Raw genomic sequence first — 18,597 nt, 5'->3', positions numbered from 1 at the left:
TTCTGTACAAATGTAGGTAATAAAAATGAGATAGGCAAGTTTAAAAATGTTAATTTTGTGTTAAATTTCATAACTATTTCAGTTTCACATCATATTCTAAACGGGCTTGTATGCCGCGTTGTTGGGCGATGCGTTTTATCTGCTGATATACTTCATAAGCTTCTACCCCCATTTCGTCACGCAGGTTATTTCCTCTTAACTGAGCACCAAAACGGCGGAACATTGTTTTGAAATCCATCTCGAATATAGGATAAGAAATCGTGCGATACTCTTTAAGTCCGTTATCTTTAGCGGCATAGGCGATGGCATCGTTAAGAGAGCCGAGTTCGTCTACCAAACCATTGGCAAGAGCTTCTTTACCGCTCCACACCCTGCCTTGTGCGATAGAGTCTATTTGAGCTACTGTTTTTCCACGTCCTTTGGCTACACGGTCTAAAAATACAGTATATACCTGTTCGATAGATTCAGTCATTTCTTTTCTGAATTGTTCAGTAGGCTTTTGATAAGGGCTATACCATTGAGCATTAGGGTGAGTGCTCACCGTTTCGGCAGTTATACCCCAATTAGTCGCTAAAGCATTTACGTTAGGAATCATTCCAAACACCCCGATAGAACCTGTAATGGTACCTGCTTCAGCAAAGATGCGATTGGCATTGCAAGCTATATAATAGCCACCTGAAGCGGCGTAATTTCCCATAGATACATATACCTTCTTCTTCTTTTTAGTGATTTCTATTTCGCGATGCATCAGCTCTGAAGCTAAGGCATCACCACCGGGGGAATTGATACGAAGAACGATTGCTTTTACTTCTTTTTTATCGGCGGCTTTGCGCAAAGCACGGATAATAGTTTCGTTGCCCACTACTTCGGCACGCCCCTCGCCTTGCATAATTTCACCATCGGCGTAAATCACAGCGATTTTATCTTTAGTTTTATGGCTTGAGTTTTTACCTATCACAGCTTCGGCATAGTCTTCTATATTGATAAAATCTACTTTGTCAATACTTTTGCTACCTGTTTTATCGCATATAATTTTCTCGAACTCATCTCGAAAAAGGATATCGTCTACGAGTCCGTTGTTTTTAGCGAGCTGGGCAGTACGTCCGCCTACATTTGTAGCGATTTCGTTGAGTTTATCGACAGAGATATTGCGGCTTTGGGCGATATCGGCAGCGATAACACTCCACATTGCATTGAGCAGTTGTGTGATTTGCAAGCGGTTGTTGTCGCTCATTTTATTATCTAAGAAAGGTTCGACAGCGCTTTTGTATTTACCGTGGCGAATTACTTCCATTTGGATTCCTGTTTTTTCTTGCAAACCTTTGAAGAAGAGCACTTCGGAAGAGAGACCGCGGAGAGCAACGCTTCCGAGCTGACTTATATAAATTTTATCGGCGACACTTTGAAGGTAGTAATCAAGTTGAGAAACTTCGTCGTTATAGGCTAAGACGAATTTACCAGAAGATTTGAAATCGATTAAGGCTTTACGGAGTTCTTGAGCGAACGCTAACCCCCCGATGTTGCCCGTACTTTTGAGGTAAATACCTTTGATACGTTTATCGTTTTTGGCTTTTTGAATAGCTTTTAGAGTAGTGTTCAATCCGTTGTAAGACTGAGAGATATAATCAAAATCTTTGAAGCTAATGCGCTCACTATAGTCGGTAAGTGGCTCGTTGAAAGCAAGTTCCAATACTGAATTATCCTTTACGGTTATTTCATCGCCAGAGGAACTTCCTACTACTGAACCTATCATCATAGAGATGAAGATGAGGAATAGGAGGAGGCATATTCCCATAGAGATGAAGAATCCGAGGATTGTAGCTAAGAGGGTTTTGAAAAAAGTCATATTATCAATTTGTCGATTTGGCGATTTGCTTATTTGTTGATTTATTTGTGTTCGTGGAGTCCGCATTCTTTTTTGCTGTTACTTTCCCACCACCAGCGGCCAGCGCGGAAATCTTCACCTTCTTTGATAGCGCGGGTACAAGGGGCACATCCGATACTTACAAAACCTTTGTCGTGCAACACGTTGTAGGGGATATTATGTGCTTTGATGAAAGCTTTTGTATCCTCAAAAGTCCAATGGAGAATAGGATTATACTTAAATAGGTGATAGGTATCGTCCCACTCGAGTATTGGAAGATCTTTGCGGGCTGTACTTTGGTCGGCACGCAAGCCTGTAACCCACACTTTTTTACCTTTGAGCGCGCGACTGAGAGGTTCTACCTTACGGATATGGCAGCACTCTTTGCGGAGTTCGACAGAGCGGTAGAAAGAGAGCGGTCCGTTTTTATGTACGTATTCTTCTATATCGTTTGCTTTAGGGTAATAAGGTTGAATGTAAGTGTGATAACGTTCATTGGTACTTTCCCAAACGGAGTAAGTTTCGTTGAACAAGCGCCCTGTATCCAAAGTAAAGATACTGATAGGGATTTGGTTTGCCAAAATAAGGTGACTAACTGCTTGATCTTCTAATCCAAAACTGGTAGAAAAGACAATTTCATTGGGGAATTGTTGAGCTAAGAAAGCGAGACCTTCTACTTCGTTTTTTTGCAGGAGAGCATTATGGAGTGTTGTTAATTGTTCTTTCATATTATTTATCATCGGCAAAAGTAAGATAAGGCATAATCTCTTTGATGGGTACTTTTACTTCAAAAGGCACATCTACATAAGGAGCGATTTCAAAAGGGTCGTAGTACAAAATGAGGGCATCGGTAGCGATTCCCATTTTGTTAGGGAGGGAAAATACTCCATCTTCAAAATCGAATTTTTTATCGTTTAAAGGAGTAATTGTAGCGGTTTCTTTTGCTTTTTTGAAGTAACGTTCGGCAATTTGAGTTACTTTTTGTTCATCGGTAAAGAGATTTTCGTTTGTAATTACCTCGCCATCATCGAGGGTAAAGTTAGTAAATACTTTTGTTTGTGTAGGTTGAGCTTCACCTGTAGAGGCATAGCGATTAGATACCAAAGAGAGCATTTTGGTATTTTTCCACATAATGCTATCAGTAACGATGAACTCGAAAGCTGGGAGCTCGGGGAAATGGCCGTGGAGTTTGTAGTAATCGTTGCTCAAACTATCCAAGGCTTTTTCGACACTGATGCCTTCTACTTGGAGCGTATCTTCGTTGGAAAGGAGGAAATTAGAAATTTGCATCTCAATTTCTTTATTGAAATTTTGGGCGAACTCGCTATTGCCTTTACAATGCAAATAATTCAAGCTCACAGAGAAGCAATCGTCGTCGCAATTTTCTTCGCTACGTTCTATGGTTATTTCTTCAAAGCGGAGTTTACTAAAATAATTATAGGTGCAGTAAGCGCCAGCTATTATTACAGCAATAAGGGCTATAATGAGGGTTAGTTTTTTCTTATTCATTTTTCTTTAGTATTTCCATTGACATATATATTTCTGCAAACCATTGCAGAGAGGTTGATATGTTTATCATTTACCAGCAGGAACATAGAGTCGTCAAAAGGTTCTTTGCTGAGTACTTCTATTTCATCACCCAAAGCGATGTTCATTTTGTTGAGATACACCAAAAACTCTTTAGAGGTATTTTTTACGGCGGCACAGACCCCTTTATCACCTTGTTTGAGTTCGCTGAGAAGGGTTTGGACGGTGGTAGAGAAGACACCTTCTTTATTAGGGATAGGGTCGCCGTGAGGGTCTTTTTTAGGGAATCCTAAGAAAGCGTCGAGGCGTTCGATGAGTTTATCGGATTGTATATGTTCGAGTTCTTCGGCTATTTCGTGAACTTCGTCCCACGAGAAATTAAGTTTTTCTACTAAAAACACTTCCCACAAACGGTGTTTGCGAATGATGCTAACAGCTCTTTGATAGCCTTTTTTGGAGAGTGTAACACCTTGATATTTGACATAGTTGATAAGTTGTTTTTCGGCTAATTTTTTGAGCATATCAGTTACTGATGAAGCTTTGGTGTTCATCACTTCGGCAATAGCATTGGTACTCACAGCCTGTTTAGTTTCGGCATAGAGGTGAAAGATAGCTTTCAAGTGGTTTTCTTCTGATAAGGTCATTTTTATTTGTTTTTAAGAGAAAAAACCGCCTTTTTACAGTGGCGGTTCTTGCTATTACATCAACTATTTTCTAACTCGGTGAATAGGGCTTTGAGCTCGGTAGCATCGTGAGGGCTCAATTTACCAGCGATTACGAGGCTGAGTTGGCGACGTTGCAAAGCGCCTTTGAAACGTTCTTTTTCAAGCTCGGTTTCGGGTTCTAATTCGGGTACTTTTACGGGGCGACCATTTTCGTCGACCGCGACAAACGAGTAGATCGCCTCGGTAGCTTTAGTGCGTTCGCCATAGGTATTTTCCATCCACACATCTATATACACTTCCATAGAAGAAGAGAATGCGCGTGAGATAGCCGCTTCAACAGTTACGATACTCCCGACGCGTATGCTATGGGTGAAAGCGACGTGGTTTACTGATACGGTAACCGTAGCACGACCTGAGTGGCGCTGAGAGGCTATACTTGCGGCTCTATCCATACGAGCGAGGAGCTCACCCCCGAACATAGCGTTCAGGTGATTGGTTTCGCCAGGTAGTACGAGGTCGGTGAGTATAGTACGTGAATCAGAAGGGGTTTTCTTATATGGTATCATTTTTTTAGGGTTGAGTGAGTATCCATCCGCCGTCGAGTTTTTTCTCTTGTTTAGAAGCTTGTACTTCGCGTTGTTGTAGTCTTGCTTCATCGACAGAGTCGAAACCACCATAGCTCACTTGGTATAGACCTTTGGCGTTTACACCTAAGACGAAAGCATTAGGGTATCCTATTTTTCTAAGTTGTTGTACACGAGCCTGAGCGTTTTTCTCGGAACTAAAAGCTCCTGCAATCACTTGGTATTTTTTGTTAGCCAAAGGTGAAGGTCGGTTAGGTGCACTTGGAGTGTTCGTGTTAGCAGGTTTGGTACCTGCTGTAGTTTGTGTAGGTTTAGTACCTGTGGTGGTTTGTGTAGGTTTAGTACCTGTGGTGGTTTGTGTAGGTTTAGTACCTGCTGTAGTTTGTGTAGGTTTTGAGGTTGGTGTAGGTTCTGTTCTTGTAGGTTTAGGTGATTCAGTAACCGTTTTAGGTTTAGATTCAGGTTTTGCCTTACCTTTTTCTGGGGTAAGGTTGATTACGGGCATAGTGATAGGTGGAGTAAATACCGCTGCTTCACTAAGTTGCTGGTTTAAACGTTCTTGCACCAAACTATCGGTTACCACATATTGTTGTTCATCGGAGCTGCCATTAGCGAGTTTTTCACTAAACAAAGCATAGGCACCATAGGCCAATATTGCCAATCCTAACATTGCTACTGCTGTATATTTGATATAAGGGCGCAGTTTGAATTTCTTTTTATTTACAGTAGGCTTAGGAGGGACTATATTTTCTACTTCGGGTTGAGAAATAGGCTCTACAGGAGGTGCTGGTTGTGAAATAGGGCTTTCAATAGCGGCGAGAGATTTCTCTTCAGGAGGGAGAATTGACTCAGGATCGATTGTAGGTTTAATTTGATTTTCAGCAATTTGGAGGTCGGCAGTAGGGACTTCGTGAGGCACAAAAGGTCCCATACCGAAAGAATCGGTAAGGTAGTTTACTTCGTTAGCTGGTTCAAAAGACACACGGCCTTCACGAGTTTGGCGCAAAGTACCGATTCTGTCTAACACCAAAGGTTGTTCTTGCTGTAAGATGCGTTTCCAACCTTCAACAGCGAGATTTACATAGTCTTCAACGAGTTTATAGTCGATACCTGATTGTTCAGAGACATATTTCATCAGCAATCCGTCGTTAGAATTGAGGCTTGCATTGAAGCTCAGCTCGCGTTTAGGGGGGTCAAAAGTCTTATCATCAGCCATTTTGGCTGATTTTCTATTAGAGATGAATGCTCCAAACTTAGGGATAATCACGCATTGGTGTTTGTAGAGCAACTCTTCGATGTATACGTTTAAATCTTTCATAATCTTTACTGATTAAAACAAGTGGTCCTGCCAAGAATCGAACTTGGATCAAAAGTTTAGGAAACTTCTATTCTATCCGTTGAACTACAAGACCCACTTAGTAATTTTCGGCAAAGGTAATACTTTTTTTTGAAATACCAAATTTTAAACAGTAAGGGTATTGAGTTCTATGGGATGGGAGTTCTCTGAGTATCAGAGATCTTGGAGGTCTCAGTATTCTCAGAGTTATCGGAGTTTATTTAATGTGAGTTCGAGGTAAGTAATTTCACGAATTTTCACCTGACGGTGATTTTTTTGTGAATATATTGTGTTATATTGCTGTAAATCAATTTTCTGTTATATTGAACTGATATTATTTAACTTTGGTAAAGGTGCGAGCGCAAAGCATACGATCATTAGCAGAAAGGTCTTGACGAAGGGTAATTTCAGTAAAGTTTTTCTGTGCTAACATCACTTGCATTTCGGCTGCTAAATACTGATTAATCTCAAAAAACAGTCTGCCTTTAGGCTTCAGATATTGCTGAGCGAGAGTAGCTATTTGCTCATAGAACAACAGTGGGCGATCATCGGGGACAAAAAGAGCTAAATGAGGTTCATAGTTGAGCACATTGCTATGCATTTCATTTTTTTCTAACTCACGCACATAGGGGGGGTTAGAAATGATTATATCGTACTTCTCGGGCAAGGTTTCGGTTTGCAAAATATCTCGTTGTAAAAACTGAACTTTTATTCCGTTGTGCTCGGCATTGCGCTGTGCCACTGCTATGGCTTTAGGCGAAACATCTATAGCAGTTACCTGTGCCTCAGGCAAGGCTTTTGCCAATGAAATGGCAATACAACCACTGCCCGTACCTACATCTAAAATATGTAATGGATAGGTTTTATCAGGATAGGTTTGCAATACCCAATCCACTAATTCTTCGGTTTCGGGTCGGGGTATGAGGACATTCTCATCTACAAAAAAACGATTAGAGAAGAACTCAGTTTCGCCCAAAATGTATTGTATGGGTTTAGCTGTTTGTAATTCTGTAATCGCTTGTTGTATCGCTTTTGTTATATTATCAGTGAGCTGAGTACTAACATTGGCTAATACCTCGGCTGTAGTATAATTACCATAATGTTCTAACAAGATAAAATAAAAAGAATTGATTTCACTCTTAGGATACAAAGATTGTAAACTATTGTGAATATGCGCTTTCAATTCGGCAAAAGTCATTAGTTTACACGGATTTGTTGTCCTACTTTCAGATTGCTACTAGCTACATCATCAAAATTGTTGAGTTTCATCAGTTGTTGTACTGGCACTTGTTGTTCGCGTGCTATTTTATATAAAGTATCGCCTGTTTGCACTTGATAAAACACTTGTGCAATTGCATCTTTTTTGATAGGACTTTCTTTAGCTGTTGCTGAAGCAGATTTAGCAGCAGGCACTTTAGTTGTTTCAGCTTTAGCTATGACTTTAGGCGTTTCTTTAACTACCGGCTTAGGTGTTTCTTTGACTGTTGGTTTAGCTATTTCTTTAACAGCTGGTTGAGTAGTTTCTTTTGCTGCAATTTTAGGTGTAGGTGTAGCAATGACATCGGTATTAGGCATTTTGAGTTCTGTTCCTTTCATTGCAATCACTTGATTGTCGTACAGATGCAGGTTAAATTTCTTGATAAGGGCAATCAGTTTTTTAGCATAGGCAGGATCGGTAGCGTAGCCTGCTTTTTTGAGTCCGTGCGCCCACGATTCGTAATCGGTAGGGTCTAACTCGAACAAGGAGCTATATCTACCGCGTTTTACTAAGAATTGAGAGTGGTCTTCAAAAGATTCGTAAGCATATTTATAACGGCGGAAGCACTCACTTTTCTCATCGTCGTCGTGAGTAATTGTTTTGCCGTTCCAAGTAGCGTGGCATTTGATACCGAAATGGTTATTGCCATAGCGTGCCAAGCGACCTTGCCCAGAGCCACTTTCTAAGATACCTTGTGCCAATGTGATACTTGCAGGAATGTTATAGCGCTGCATTTCGACCATAGCAATATCTTTGTAATCTCCAATATACTTTTGAGTTACCGCTTCTGTCACTTGGAGAGCAGGAGGTACTTCGTGGAAATCGTCTTCCATAAAATCCTTGCGATTGAGTTTTGAATCCATCAAGGCTTTATTCCTTTGAGCGAGCTCTGAATGGGTAGGTTTTTTGACGTCCATACGTGGTGTAGGTCGTTGCCCACGATAGATCACGGAGTGAGAATTTTTCCCATTCCTATAATGCTGTTCAGAGCAAGATGATATTATAAAGAGAAATAGTAATAGTAAACTAAATCTTTTCATCATAATTCAATATACTTTTATGTTTTTTAATTCGTTCGTTGTTAAAGCCCTTAATTCCTTGTAAACCACCTGTGTGGATGGCTAATATGCGGGTATTGGGCGGAAAATACCCTTGCTTTGAGAGGGCAAAGATAGCAAAAATCATTTTACCTACATATATAGGGTCTAATAAAATTTTTGTTTGACTGTTAAAATCATTTAAAAAATCCACCAATTCGTCGTTCACTTTGGCATAACCACCGAAGTTATAATCGTGTATCAATTCCCAGTTTGTTTTGGTAGTATATTGCTTGATTACATCAGTGAGAAACTCGCCTTTAAGTGCAGGAAAACCTATGACTTTCTGGTGATTAGCGCTTGAATTAACAAGTCCTGAGATAGTACCTCCGGTACCTACTGCACAGCATATCACATCAAAAACGCTATCTTCAGGGGTAAGGATTTCTTCACAACCCCTCACAGCCAGCGCATTAGTACCCCCTTCGGGGGCTATATAAATATTGTTACTATAGCGTTTTTGGAGATTTTGTAAGAATTCGGGCGTATGCTTTTGGCGATAATTCTCACGGCTGACAAAGCAAAAATCCATTCCGCAAGATTTAGCAAACTTTAACGTTGGGTTAACATCTATTTTAGAAGCTAATTCATCACCACGAATCACACCTATAGTTTTCAAACCTACAATTTGCCCCGCAGCAGCTGTAGCAGCGATATGATTAGAATAAGCCCCTCCAAAGGTGAGGAGGGTATCTTTGTCTTCCTCTTGAGCTTTAGCAATGTTATACTTGAGTTTGCGGAGCTTGTTACCCGACACAAAAGGGTGGTTCTTATCCTCACGCTTGATAGTGAGGGTAATGCCGTAGGGCAACGGGATATTTACGGGTTCGTTTTCTATATGGAGGTTGTTAAACATAGGTAAGGGGTTAGTTATTCATATCTCAATGCTTCTACAGGGTTTAATTTTGAAGCTTTCATCGCGGGGTACAAGCCTGAAATTACAGATACTACTATTGCAATGACGATAGCTATTGCTATCACACCCCACGGAATAGTAAAGTGGAATTTTACGGCTTTGGCTATCACAAATCCTAAACTAATACCCAACACAATACCCGTTACTGCTCCCATTTGTGCGATAAGTAGCGTTTCAGTAAAAAATTGTAAGATTATGGATTTGCGTTTTGCTCCTAAAGCTTTGCGAATGCCTATTTCCTTAGTGCGTTCGGTTACTGAAACGAGCATAATATTCAGCAAGGCTATGGAAGAACCTAATATAGTGATAAGCCCAATTACAAAACCTGCAATGGTGAGTGTACCTGTGATATTACCTATGCGCTGCAAAAGGTCGTCACTGCGCTCTATACCAAAATTATTCTCTTGCAAAGGTGCTAACTGACGAAGATTGCGCATCACGATGGTAGCATCGTCTACAAGGCCGTCAAGCTGATCTTTACTTTGGGCGCTTATTTTTAATTGGAAATTAGGATTATCTACAGGAAAAGCGGCACGTGCTATATTTAAGGGAATGAACACTTGAAAATTTTCGTAATTGCCAAAAGAAGAACTCTGCTCTTTGAGCACCCCTATTACTTTGAATTTATACCCCCGTATAGAAATAGTTTTTCCGATAGGATTTATATCTTTGAAGAGAGTTTTCTTAAAATCGGGACCTATGACACATACTTTGCTGTTGTTTTGGATATCAAAATCACTAAAATTGTGTCCTTCTTCTATTTCTAATCCTGAATTGCCAATATAGTACTCATCTACCCCTATTACTACCGCTAACGGGTCGGTTTTTTTGTTTTCGTACTTCACTTCGGCTGCTGAAGCAACATTTATAGAAATGCTTGTTTTGGCAAACGGACTATTGAACTGTTCTTTGAAAGCAGTTGCCTCTTGATAAGTGATATAAGGATGAGGTTTTTGGGTAGTTCCGCTGCCTTCAGCGCGCTGACTATACTGATAGCGAGTTATAGAAAATGTGTTTGCTCCCATAGAAGAGAAGTTACCTTCGAGGGTATTGCGCAAAGCGGTAATCACACTGAGGATACCTACCAATGCAGTAATACCGATGGCAATAATGAGCACAGTAAGGATGGTGCGCAAGAGTTGCCCACGGATGCTATCGAGAGCTATTTTTATATTTTCACGAATTACAATCCACACGGTATAATTAGCAAATTAGGGAATTAGCAAATTAGTAAATGGTTAAAAATAGAAAAAGGCAACCAATAACCTATCAACTTCTAATTGTTACGTGTTATCTATTGCCTATTGCTTGTTTAGTGGAGTCGGAGAGAATCGAACTCTCGTCCAAATAAGTCATCAAAGAGCTTTCTACATACTTAGTACTCGTTTGATTTTCGTCGTAAAACTGACCGAGCACCGCCCATTTTACGCTTAGCTTCCTGAAATTAAGAACCATTAGCAGAAGCTTACTGCAGGTTCGATGTTGACTTTTATGGTGCCTCTATACGAAACGCCGTCAACAAGGGCTTTTCAGAGACATCTCGCTTCCCTACCTTGTAGGGACTTAGCCAGAAATCTTACTAAACTTCAGATTAGGCAGCAAGAGCGTAGTTATTCTCGCCATTTAAAATTTTGAAATAGAGATTAACGAGCATTCATTTCACAGCTCGGTATGCTTACTGTTCAATGCCACTTACTGTCAAAACCGGTCGACCCCAAGTGTTCATTTATGTAATTTGGGTGCAAAGATACGAATAATTTGCAAATTAGCAAATTTGTTATAACAAACTTTGCCAAAGATGCGAGCCGCACGGGCAGGAAGCTTTGGCAAAGTTCGCAACACAAAAGCGACTATTTTTCTTTTTCTAACTTAATGGTAAGCACTGGAGTATTAGAGTGGTTTACAAGGTCGCTACTAATACTGCCGTTGAAGAAATGAGCGATACCTTTGCGTCCGTTAGGGAACATACAAATAAGGTCTATTTTATTATCCTTCACGTAGTTGAGAATACCTGTTTCTACACGAATATCGTTGTATACGTGAGTTTCGTAATGCTGACGTACGTGTTCAGCTTCTTTGAGAAATTCTTGCATACGGTGGTTAATTTCGTGAGTGGTAAGGAATTGATAAGGGGTATTCACATACACTAAATCTACTTTAGCACCAAAGAGTTTTGCTAATTTCAACGCTTTTTCAAAAGGTTTTAAAAATCGTTTAGAGAAGTCGCAACCGAACATAACGTGTTTAATTTTGAGTTTTTCGTGTGGATTTTTAATTACTAACACGGGTACAGAAGCAGAGCGAATTACTTTCTCGGCATTGGAACCTATAAAGAGTTCTTTAGCTCCTGAAGCACCGTTAGAACCCATTAACACGAGGTCGATATGGTGTTTTTTCACAACATCTTCTACGGCATCGGGTAGAGGAGATGTTTCTACCAAATCAAGGATTTCTACATCGGTATTGAGAGTTTTGCGGAGATCGGTGAAACGTTGCTTGGTGAGGTTGAGAAAGTACATAGCCTCGGGCACAGATACTTGACTCTCGGTCATTAAGCGCAGTGGCAATTCTATAGCGTGAAGCAAATAGATTTTAGCTTTGTGTTTTTTAGCCAATTCTATTGCTACGTGAAGAGAAGCGATAGACTTCTCAGAGAAATCGGTAGTTACTAAGATGTTTTTCATAAGACTCTATTTTTTTAAATTATTTCATTTCCACAAACTTTTGTTTGATGAGGCAAATGTACGACTTTTATTTTTTATTTGCAAGAAAAAAGTTTCTTTTCTTTTCATTTTAGTAATAAATTATTATGAAATCAGCCTTTTATTATGTTAATTTCCTAAACTTTATTTTGTTGCGTTACTCAAAATATAATATATAAAGCTATAAAACACTACATTCAACAACAAAAAGAAATAAGTAATTTTTACAATTTTAAAGACTTTATAATGAGACTTTTGCATTAATCTCAACACCGTTTGATATATGAGAAATATAGGTGACACTATAAAAGCAGTAAAAAATATAGTCCCCCCTATTATTTCAACCGCATTATTATACCTAAAACTATCACTTGTATGCAAAAGATTATTAAACAACATCTCCCAAAATACAAAAGGGTTGATTATCACACAAATCAAACACCAAATACCCGACAATAAAGTCACTTTTCTCATTTCTATTATTCATTCTTAATAGCACATTCTATCCATATAAAATAAAAGTTATTATCCTTTTTTTCAAACCAATAAATCCTCAAAAGCTCATCAACCTTACCATCATATTCCTTTAAAACAAGACCATAAAGTTTATGCTCTGTTTCTGGTGTAGTATTATAATCCATAGCTGGATAATAGAACAACTTAAAATCTTTTTCTTTGAGTTTTCTCTCGAAAAACTCATCAAAAATAGCACTAAACGCCTTCTTTACTTTTGTCCTGCTATAGGTAGTAGAGTGGTGCATATCTATAGAAGGAATGCAATCAATTGTTACTTTTTTATCTATCTTAAAACTTTTATCTTTAAGCTGACTGAGCAACATAATAGAATCTTGCTGATAAAAGCTATTTTCTTGCGCCCAAGTGAGAGTACTCACACAGCACAATATTGTTAATAGAAATGTTTTCATTGTTTTTTCAATTATTTTTTATGAGGGCTAATTGCCATTAGCCCCTACATAAATTGTCTATGCAAGGATACTATCGCGTTCAAACTTTTTAGAAATTAGAAGTTTCTTCATTATTTATATTGCTTTATAGAGCCCCAAAACTACCACCTATTTATCTAATTTCCAAAACTTTTTTTACTTTTTTCTTGTTATTTCAAAAAAACGTTGTATCTTTGCCCCGAAAAACAACATTAGAGGGGACATTTTAGTCCCCTCTTTTTATAACAAATGAATTTTAAAGACCAAGTTAAAGAGTTAGTAGATAAGGCTTTAAGCAATCATCCTGAACTCTTCCTCACTGATTTAACTGTGGGTGCTGACAATACCATCCGCATCACTATCGACGGCGATAAAGGCGTTTGTATAGACGATTGCATTGAACTCAGTCGTGCTGTAGAAGGTGCTTTAGACCGCGAAACTGTAGATTTCGCTTTAGAAGTAACCTCTTTTGGTGCTACCGAACCCTTTGTAATGGAGCGCCAATACACCAAAAACGCTGGAAGAACCGTACAAATCACAACCCTTGACGGTAAAACTCACGAAGGGGTACTCAAAGGATTGCAAGAAGGTAAAGCCGTTCTTGAAACCGAAACTCGCGAACCTAAACCCGTAGGCAAAGGAAAAATCACTGTAAAAAAAGAGCAATTTTTTGCGCTCACCGACATAAAAGAAACTAAAGTAATCATTAAATTTTAATTAAACGTATATGAATAGTCTTGAATTAATCGAATCGTTTTCAGAGTTTAAAGATGATAAACTCATCAACCGCGAAACCTTGATGGCTATTTTGGAAGAGGTTTTCCGCAACACCCTTAAGAAGAGATACGGCTCTGACGATAATTTCGATATCATCATCAACCCCGATAAAGGCGACCTACAAATCTTCCGCAACCGCGTGGTAGTGGAAGACGATGCGGTTACTAACGACAACCAGCAAATCGCCCTTTCGGCAGCTCGCAAAATCGAACCCGACTTTGAAGTAGGGGAAGACGTTTCTGAAGAAATTAAAATTAATGACTTAGGTCGTCGTGCCATTTTAGCATTACGCCAAAATCTTATCTCCAAAATCCACGAATACGATAGCATGACTATCTATCAGCGTTTCAAAGACTTGATAGGTCAGCTATACGTTGCCGAAATTCACCACATTCGTCACAAAGCTATTATCCTGCTTGACGACGAAGGCAACGAAATCATTCTCCCTAAAGAAAAACAAATTCCGTCCGACTTCTTCAAAAAAGGGGAACACGTGCGCGGAATTATAGAATCGGTAGAGCTTAAAAGCACTAAACCTACCATTATTATGTCGCGTACCTCTCCAGTGTTCTTAGAACGTTTGTTTGAGCAAGAAATCCCCGAAATAGCCGACGGTCTCATCACCATTAGTAAAGTAGTGCGTATCCCAGGTGAAAAAGCTAAAGTAGCTGTAGATTCATTTGATGAGCGCATTGATGCCGTAGGAGCCTGTGTAGGCGTACGCGGCGCTCGTATTCACGGTATTGTGCGCGAGTTAGGCAACGAAAACATCGATGTATTGCCTTTCACCACCAATCCACAATTGCTCATCACTCGCGCCTTAGCACCTGCACGTGTATCTTCAGTAATCATCAATGAAGAAGAAAAGCGCGCCGATGTGTATTTAGCTAACGAAGAAGTATCTAAAGCTATTGGAAAATCAGGTTACAACATCCGCTTAGCAAGTCAGCTTTCAGGTTATGAAATTGATGTATATCGCGAAGGAGTAACCGAAGAAGATATTGAACTTACCGAGTTCAACGACGAAATTGAACAATGGGTAATTGAAGAGCTCCAAAAAGCAGGTCTTGATACTGCTAAAAGCGTACTTGAACTTTCAGCTGAAGAGCTAATGCAACGCACCGACCTTGAGGAAGAAACCGTAAAAGAGGTGCTACAAGTACTTGCTGCCGAATTTGAGTAGCAGGTAAAAAGTAAGTGAAAAGAGGTAACAAAAAAAGGAAATTGACAATTGCGAATTGCCAATTGCTAATTGATAATTAAAAACATATATATGAGCGAGGGAAAAACAATAAGAATTAACAAAGTTTTAAAGGATTTGAACATCTCTTTGGCGACAGCCGTGGACGAACTCAAAAAACATAAAAATGTTGAAATTGAAGCGAGTTTGAACACTAAAATCACTGAAGAAGATTTTCAGTTTCTTTCTAACAAATTTAAAGCCGACAAAAACAAGCGTGCGGTTTCTAAAGAAATTGTAGAAGATAAGCGCAAAGAGCGTGAAGCCATCCGTATGGAACAAGAGAAGGAAAATAAAGAAAAACGCAAGCAACAAGAACAGGAAGTGATTCGTGCTAAAGCTCAATTGGCAGGACTCAAACCTCTGGGCAAAATTGACCTCGACGGGGGTAAAAAAGAGGAAAAAACTTTTCCTGACGAAACTCCTAAAACCGAAGTAGTGAACACCCCTCCTACTCCTGTGGAGCCCATAGTAGCATCTAAAGCAGCTGTAACCCCTCCTGCTGAGCCTGCTAAAAACAACGAAAATAAAGATCATAACCACAAAGACCAGAAAGATATCAAAAAGAAAGAATCCCCAAAACCCGACGCTCAAAAAAATAAATCTGTTTATCAAAACCCTTTGACGCAAGCCCTTACCCCGCCTAAGAAAAAGGAACAACACGCCAAACACAAAGAAGAAGCTACCCCTGAGACTCCTATTGGCGTGATTGAAACTCAATACCAAAAACTTACAGGCCCTAAAGTGGTAGGTGAAAAAATTGACCTCAGTCAGTTTGAGAAAAAGAAGAAAAAACGCAAACGCAATCGCCATAAGGACAAGGACAAAGATAAAGAGGCACAAACAACCGCTATTGGTGCTACTGGCGCTATTAACGATAGCGAAAAACGCAAACGCAAACGCATCCGTAAAGATGAAGTGAATGTGGCTAAAGGCGGCGACACTCCTAAAAAAGAAAAGAAAAACAAGATTATTGCTAAAATAGAACCTACTGAAGAAGAGGTACAAAAACAAGTACGCGAAACCCTCGAACGCTTGCAAGGAAAAGGTGCCAAATCTAAAGGAGCTAAATACCGCAAAGAAAAACGCGAAACTCACCGCCAAAAAGCAGAACAAGAACTCGCAGAACAAGAACAACAAGAAAAAGTACTCAAAGTAACCGAGTTCGTTACCGTAAACGAATTGGCTACAATGATGGATGTGCCTATCAACAAAGTGATTGGCGCTTGTATGTCACTTGGTATTATGGTTACAATGAACCAGCGCCTTGATGCCGAAACACTTTCTATCGTAGCCGATGAATTTGGCTATGAAGTAGAGTTCGCAACCGCTAACATCGAAGAGGCTATCCACACCGAGGAAGATAAACCTGAAGATTTAGTACCTCGTGCGCCTATCGTAACCGTTATGGGTCACGTAGACCACGGTAAAACGTCTCTCCTCGACTACATTCGTAAAGAAAATGTAATCGCAGGTGAAAGTGGTGGTATTACTCAGCACATAGGGGCTTATGGAGTAAAACTCGAAAGCGGTGAGCGCATCACTTTCCTCGATACCCCTGGTCACGAAGCCTTTACCGCTATGCGTGCTCGTGGTACCAAAGTAACCGACATCGCTATTATTGTAGTAGCTGCCGACGACGATGTGATGCCTCAAACCAAAGAGGCTATTAGCCACGCTCAAGCGGCAGGAGTGCCTATCATCTTTGCTATCAACAAGATTGATAAACCTAATGCCAACCCCGATAAAATTAAAGAACGCTTGGCAGGTATGAACCTACTTGTGGAAGAATGGGGTGGTAAAATACAATCACAGGACATCTCAGCCAAAAAAGGTATTGGCGTTCCTGAACTATTGGAAAAAGTACTCTTAGAAGCCGAAATTCTCGAACTAAAAGCAAACCCTAACAAGCCTGCTGTAGGTACTGTAGTAGAAGCTGCTCTCGACAAAGGTCGTGGTTATGTATCTACTGTACTCGTAGAATCAGGAACTTTGCGCGTAGGTGATTATGTGCTTGCAGGTACTAACTCAGGTAAAATACGCGCTATGCAGGATGAGCGTGGTAGAAAGGTGAAAGAAGCAGGCCCTTCAACTCCTATTACTATCTTAGGTCTCGATGGCGCTCCTCAAGCTGGTGATAAGTTCTACGTATTTGAAGATGAGAAAGAAGCTAAACAAATAGTAGCTAAACGCGCTCAATTACAACGCGAACAATCGGTGCGTACACAGCGCCATATCACCCTCGACGAGATTGGACGACGCATTGCCCTCGGCGATTTCAAACAGTTGAACATTATCCTCAAAGGAGACGTAGACGGCTCGGTAGAAGCGCTCACCGATTCATTCCAAAAACTCTCTACCGAAGAGATTCAAGTATCTATCATTCACAAAGGTGTGGGTGCTATCACCGAATCGGATGTATTGTTGGCTTCAGCCTCTGATGCGATTATCATCGGTTTCAACGTTCGCCCAATGACCAATGCACGTGCTTTGGCAGAAAAAGAATCTATTGATATCCGTACCTACTCTATCATCTACGACGCTATCAACGATTTGAAAGACGCGATGGAAGGTATGCTTTCACCAGTGTTCAAAGAAGAGGTTACCGGTACAGTAGAGATACGCGAACTCTTCAAGATTTCTAAAGTAGGAACCATTGCAGGCTGTATGGTAACCGATGGTAAAATTTACCGCAACTCTAAGATACGCCTATTGCGCGAGAATGTGGTGATTTATACCGGCGAACTTTCTTCACTCAAGCGTTTCAAAGACGACGTAAAAGAAGTGAGCAAAGGTTACGATTGTGGTTTGCAAATCAAGAACTACAACGATATCCACGAAGGCGATGTTATAGAAGCCTTCCAAGAGGTTGCCGTTAAAAAGACTCTTAAATAATAGGTAAGAGGTAACAGGTAAGAGGTAACAGGTAACAAGTAATAGATAAAAAGCTGTTTAAACAATGTGTTTAAACAGCTTTTTTATAACTTAATCTTCTCAAAGAATGCCTCTTTGCAGTGTTCGGCAATGGTGATGCGCTGTTTGCCAAATACTACTTGGTTGCGCTCTACCACTTCCACTTTATCTAAGGCTACAATAAACGAGCGATGTACGCGCATAAATTGTTCTGGAGGTAACTCTTCTTCTAATTTCTTTAAACTCATCAGGGTGGTGATAGGAGGTGTATCACCGATGAGGTATATTCTCACATAGTCTTTTAGACTTTCTATATAAAGAATATCACTGTAGAGCACCTTCACTTGTTTGTAATCGGTTTTTACGAACATATAATCAGGTACTTCGGTGAGTTGAGGGGCAGTAGTTTCGGTGAGAAGTAGGGCTTTTTCTACCGTTTCCAAAAACTCGGAATAATCAAAAGGTTTCAGCAAATAGCCTATCGCATTTACTTTATAACCTTCTAAGGCATACTGATCGAAAGCTGTAGTAAAGACGATTTTAGAAGCCGTGGGGAGCTTTTTGGAGAGTTGCAAACCGTTGAGTTCTGGCATCTGTATATCCATATAGATAAGCTCGGGAGCTGGGTGGTTGTGCAGAAATTGCAATACTTCTATGGCATTGCTAAACTTCCCTACAAGTTGCAAGGAAGGAGTTTTCTTCACATAACTCTCTAGAAGGCAGAGCGCCATAGGCTCATCATCTACTATAATACACGTAAGCGGTTGCATATTC

Annotated in this window: 16 protein-coding genes, 1 tRNA gene and 1 other RNA gene; 3 read left to right on the top strand and 15 right to left on the bottom strand. The window is 40.0% G+C overall.

The window, feature by feature from the left end:
- Positions 1-73: 73 nt before the first annotated feature.
- The 14 genes from sppA to I7X29_RS06880 form a co-directional block, all read right to left on the bottom strand.
- Positions 74-1,846, bottom strand: a complete 1,773-nt coding sequence (gene sppA / locus I7X29_RS06945; RefSeq protein ID WP_198473546.1) for a signal peptide peptidase SppA — start codon at positions 1,844-1,846, stop codon at positions 74-76.
- 41 nt (positions 1,847-1,887) lie between these two features.
- On the bottom strand, positions 1,888-2,592 hold the full coding sequence (locus I7X29_RS06940) for a phosphoadenylyl-sulfate reductase (protein WP_198466364.1): 705 nt from the start codon (positions 2,590-2,592) through the stop codon (positions 1,888-1,890).
- A gap of 1 nt (position 2,593) precedes the next feature.
- Entirely contained in the window at positions 2,594-3,373 is a 780-nt protein-coding gene (locus tag I7X29_RS06935) for a DUF3298 and DUF4163 domain-containing protein (RefSeq protein WP_009413764.1), read from the bottom strand.
- Positions 3,370-4,035 carry a metal-dependent transcriptional regulator gene (locus I7X29_RS06930; protein ID WP_088595036.1) on the bottom strand — a complete coding sequence of 222 codons (666 nt, stop codon included), beginning with the start codon at positions 4,033-4,035 and terminating at the stop codon, positions 3,370-3,372. The genes I7X29_RS06935 and I7X29_RS06930 overlap by 4 nt, the downstream gene beginning before the upstream one ends.
- A 59-nt stretch (positions 4,036-4,094) precedes the next feature.
- A complete protein-coding gene (locus I7X29_RS06925; protein ID WP_009413766.1) occupies positions 4,095-4,622 on the bottom strand; it encodes an acyl-CoA thioesterase in 528 nt (175 codons plus the stop codon).
- Between the two features lie 4 nt (positions 4,623-4,626).
- A complete protein-coding gene (locus I7X29_RS06920) occupies positions 4,627-5,958 on the bottom strand; it encodes an HU domain-containing protein (RefSeq protein WP_198466365.1) in 1,332 nt (443 codons plus the stop codon).
- 22 nt (positions 5,959-5,980) lie between these two features.
- Positions 5,981-6,052 (bottom strand) — tRNA-Arg (locus I7X29_RS06915).
- Between the two features lie 258 nt (positions 6,053-6,310).
- On the bottom strand, positions 6,311-7,174 hold the full coding sequence (gene prmC, locus I7X29_RS06910; protein ID WP_198466366.1) for a peptide chain release factor N(5)-glutamine methyltransferase: 864 nt from the start codon (positions 7,172-7,174) through the stop codon (positions 6,311-6,313).
- Positions 7,174-8,277, bottom strand: coding sequence for a glucosaminidase domain-containing protein (locus I7X29_RS06905; protein WP_088595040.1), 1,104 nt, complete (start codon positions 8,275-8,277; stop codon positions 7,174-7,176). The genes prmC and I7X29_RS06905 overlap by 1 nt, the downstream gene beginning before the upstream one ends.
- The gene (locus I7X29_RS06900) at positions 8,261-9,187 is read right to left on the bottom strand and encodes a 1-aminocyclopropane-1-carboxylate deaminase/D-cysteine desulfhydrase (RefSeq protein WP_198466367.1); all 927 of its coding nucleotides are present in this window, start codon (positions 9,185-9,187) and stop codon (positions 8,261-8,263) included. The genes I7X29_RS06905 and I7X29_RS06900 overlap by 17 nt, the downstream gene beginning before the upstream one ends.
- A 14-nt stretch (positions 9,188-9,201) precedes the next feature.
- A complete protein-coding gene (locus I7X29_RS06895) occupies positions 9,202-10,443 on the bottom strand; it encodes an ABC transporter permease (RefSeq protein ID WP_198466368.1) in 1,242 nt (413 codons plus the stop codon).
- Between the two features lie 117 nt (positions 10,444-10,560).
- Positions 10,561-10,963: a transfer-messenger RNA gene (gene ssrA, locus I7X29_RS06890) on the bottom strand.
- A gap of 134 nt (positions 10,964-11,097) precedes the next feature.
- Complete coding sequence (locus I7X29_RS06885; RefSeq protein WP_198466369.1) at positions 11,098-11,931, bottom strand: universal stress protein; 834 nt, start codon at positions 11,929-11,931, stop codon at positions 11,098-11,100.
- 497 nt (positions 11,932-12,428) lie between these two features.
- Complete coding sequence (locus tag I7X29_RS06880; RefSeq protein WP_198473544.1) at positions 12,429-12,875, bottom strand: hypothetical protein; 447 nt, start codon at positions 12,873-12,875, stop codon at positions 12,429-12,431.
- A gap of 267 nt (positions 12,876-13,142) precedes the next feature.
- Here I7X29_RS06880 and rimP point away from each other — a divergent pair, with 267 nt between their 5' ends.
- From rimP to infB, 3 genes are all read left to right on the top strand, one after another.
- Complete coding sequence (gene rimP / locus I7X29_RS06875) at positions 13,143-13,610, top strand: ribosome assembly cofactor RimP (protein ID WP_009413778.1); 468 nt, start codon at positions 13,143-13,145, stop codon at positions 13,608-13,610.
- 10 nt (positions 13,611-13,620) lie between these two features.
- Positions 13,621-14,853 (top strand): transcription termination factor NusA, encoded by a 1,233-nt coding sequence (nusA, locus tag I7X29_RS06870; protein ID WP_198466371.1) that lies wholly within the window; start codon positions 13,621-13,623, stop codon positions 14,851-14,853.
- Positions 14,854-14,943: 90 nt separating this feature from the next.
- Complete coding sequence (infB, locus tag I7X29_RS06865; RefSeq protein WP_198466372.1) at positions 14,944-17,805, top strand: translation initiation factor IF-2; 2,862 nt, start codon at positions 14,944-14,946, stop codon at positions 17,803-17,805.
- Positions 17,806-17,888: 83 nt separating this feature from the next.
- On the opposite strand, the gene I7X29_RS06860 is transcribed toward infB, so the two are convergent.
- Positions 17,889-18,593 carry a LytR/AlgR family response regulator transcription factor gene (locus tag I7X29_RS06860; RefSeq protein WP_198473542.1) on the bottom strand — a complete coding sequence of 235 codons (705 nt, stop codon included), beginning with the start codon at positions 18,591-18,593 and terminating at the stop codon, positions 17,889-17,891.
- Positions 18,594-18,597: the final 4 nt, after the last annotated feature.

It is taken from the genome of Capnocytophaga periodontitidis (assembly GCF_016126015.1).
In the GTDB taxonomy this organism is placed as follows: Bacteria; Bacteroidota; Bacteroidia; order Flavobacteriales; family Flavobacteriaceae; genus Capnocytophaga; species Capnocytophaga periodontitidis.
The sequence above is the reverse complement of the archived record's forward strand: the minus strand, read 5'-3'. Positions and strand labels throughout refer to the sequence as shown.

Bases quoted from the DNA above. Each gene is read 5' to 3' on its own strand.
- sppA (WP_198473546.1), bottom strand. From the start codon at position 1,846: ATGACTTTTTTCAAAACCCTCTTAGCTACAATCCTCGGATTCTTCATC.
- I7X29_RS06940 (WP_198466364.1), bottom strand. From the start codon at position 2,592: ATGAAAGAACAATTAACAACACTCCATAATGCTCTCCTGCAAAAAAAC.
- I7X29_RS06935 (WP_009413764.1), bottom strand. From the start codon at position 3,373: ATGAATAAGAAAAAACTAACCCTCATTATAGCCCTTATTGCTGTAATA.
- I7X29_RS06930 (WP_088595036.1), bottom strand. From the start codon at position 4,035: ATGACCTTATCAGAAGAAAACCACTTGAAAGCTATCTTTCACCTCTAT.
- I7X29_RS06925 (WP_009413766.1), bottom strand. From the start codon at position 4,622: ATGATACCATATAAGAAAACCCCTTCTGATTCACGTACTATACTCACC.
- I7X29_RS06920 (WP_198466365.1), bottom strand. From the start codon at position 5,958: ATGAAAGATTTAAACGTATACATCGAAGAGTTGCTCTACAAACACCAA.
- prmC (WP_198466366.1), bottom strand. From the start codon at position 7,174: ATGACTTTTGCCGAATTGAAAGCGCATATTCACAATAGTTTACAATCT.
- I7X29_RS06905 (WP_088595040.1), bottom strand. From the start codon at position 8,277: ATGATGAAAAGATTTAGTTTACTATTACTATTTCTCTTTATAATATCA.
- I7X29_RS06900 (WP_198466367.1), bottom strand. From the start codon at position 9,187: ATGTTTAACAACCTCCATATAGAAAACGAACCCGTAAATATCCCGTTG.
- I7X29_RS06885 (WP_198466369.1), bottom strand. From the start codon at position 11,931: ATGAAAAACATCTTAGTAACTACCGATTTCTCTGAGAAGTCTATCGCT.
- I7X29_RS06880 (WP_198473544.1), bottom strand. From the start codon at position 12,875: ATGAAAACATTTCTATTAACAATATTGTGCTGTGTGAGTACTCTCACT.
- rimP (WP_009413778.1), top strand. From the start codon at position 13,143: ATGAATTTTAAAGACCAAGTTAAAGAGTTAGTAGATAAGGCTTTAAGC.
- nusA (WP_198466371.1), top strand. From the start codon at position 13,621: ATGAATAGTCTTGAATTAATCGAATCGTTTTCAGAGTTTAAAGATGAT.
- infB (WP_198466372.1), top strand. From the start codon at position 14,944: ATGAGCGAGGGAAAAACAATAAGAATTAACAAAGTTTTAAAGGATTTG.
- I7X29_RS06860 (WP_198473542.1), bottom strand. From the start codon at position 18,593: ATGCAACCGCTTACGTGTATTATAGTAGATGATGAGCCTATGGCGCTC.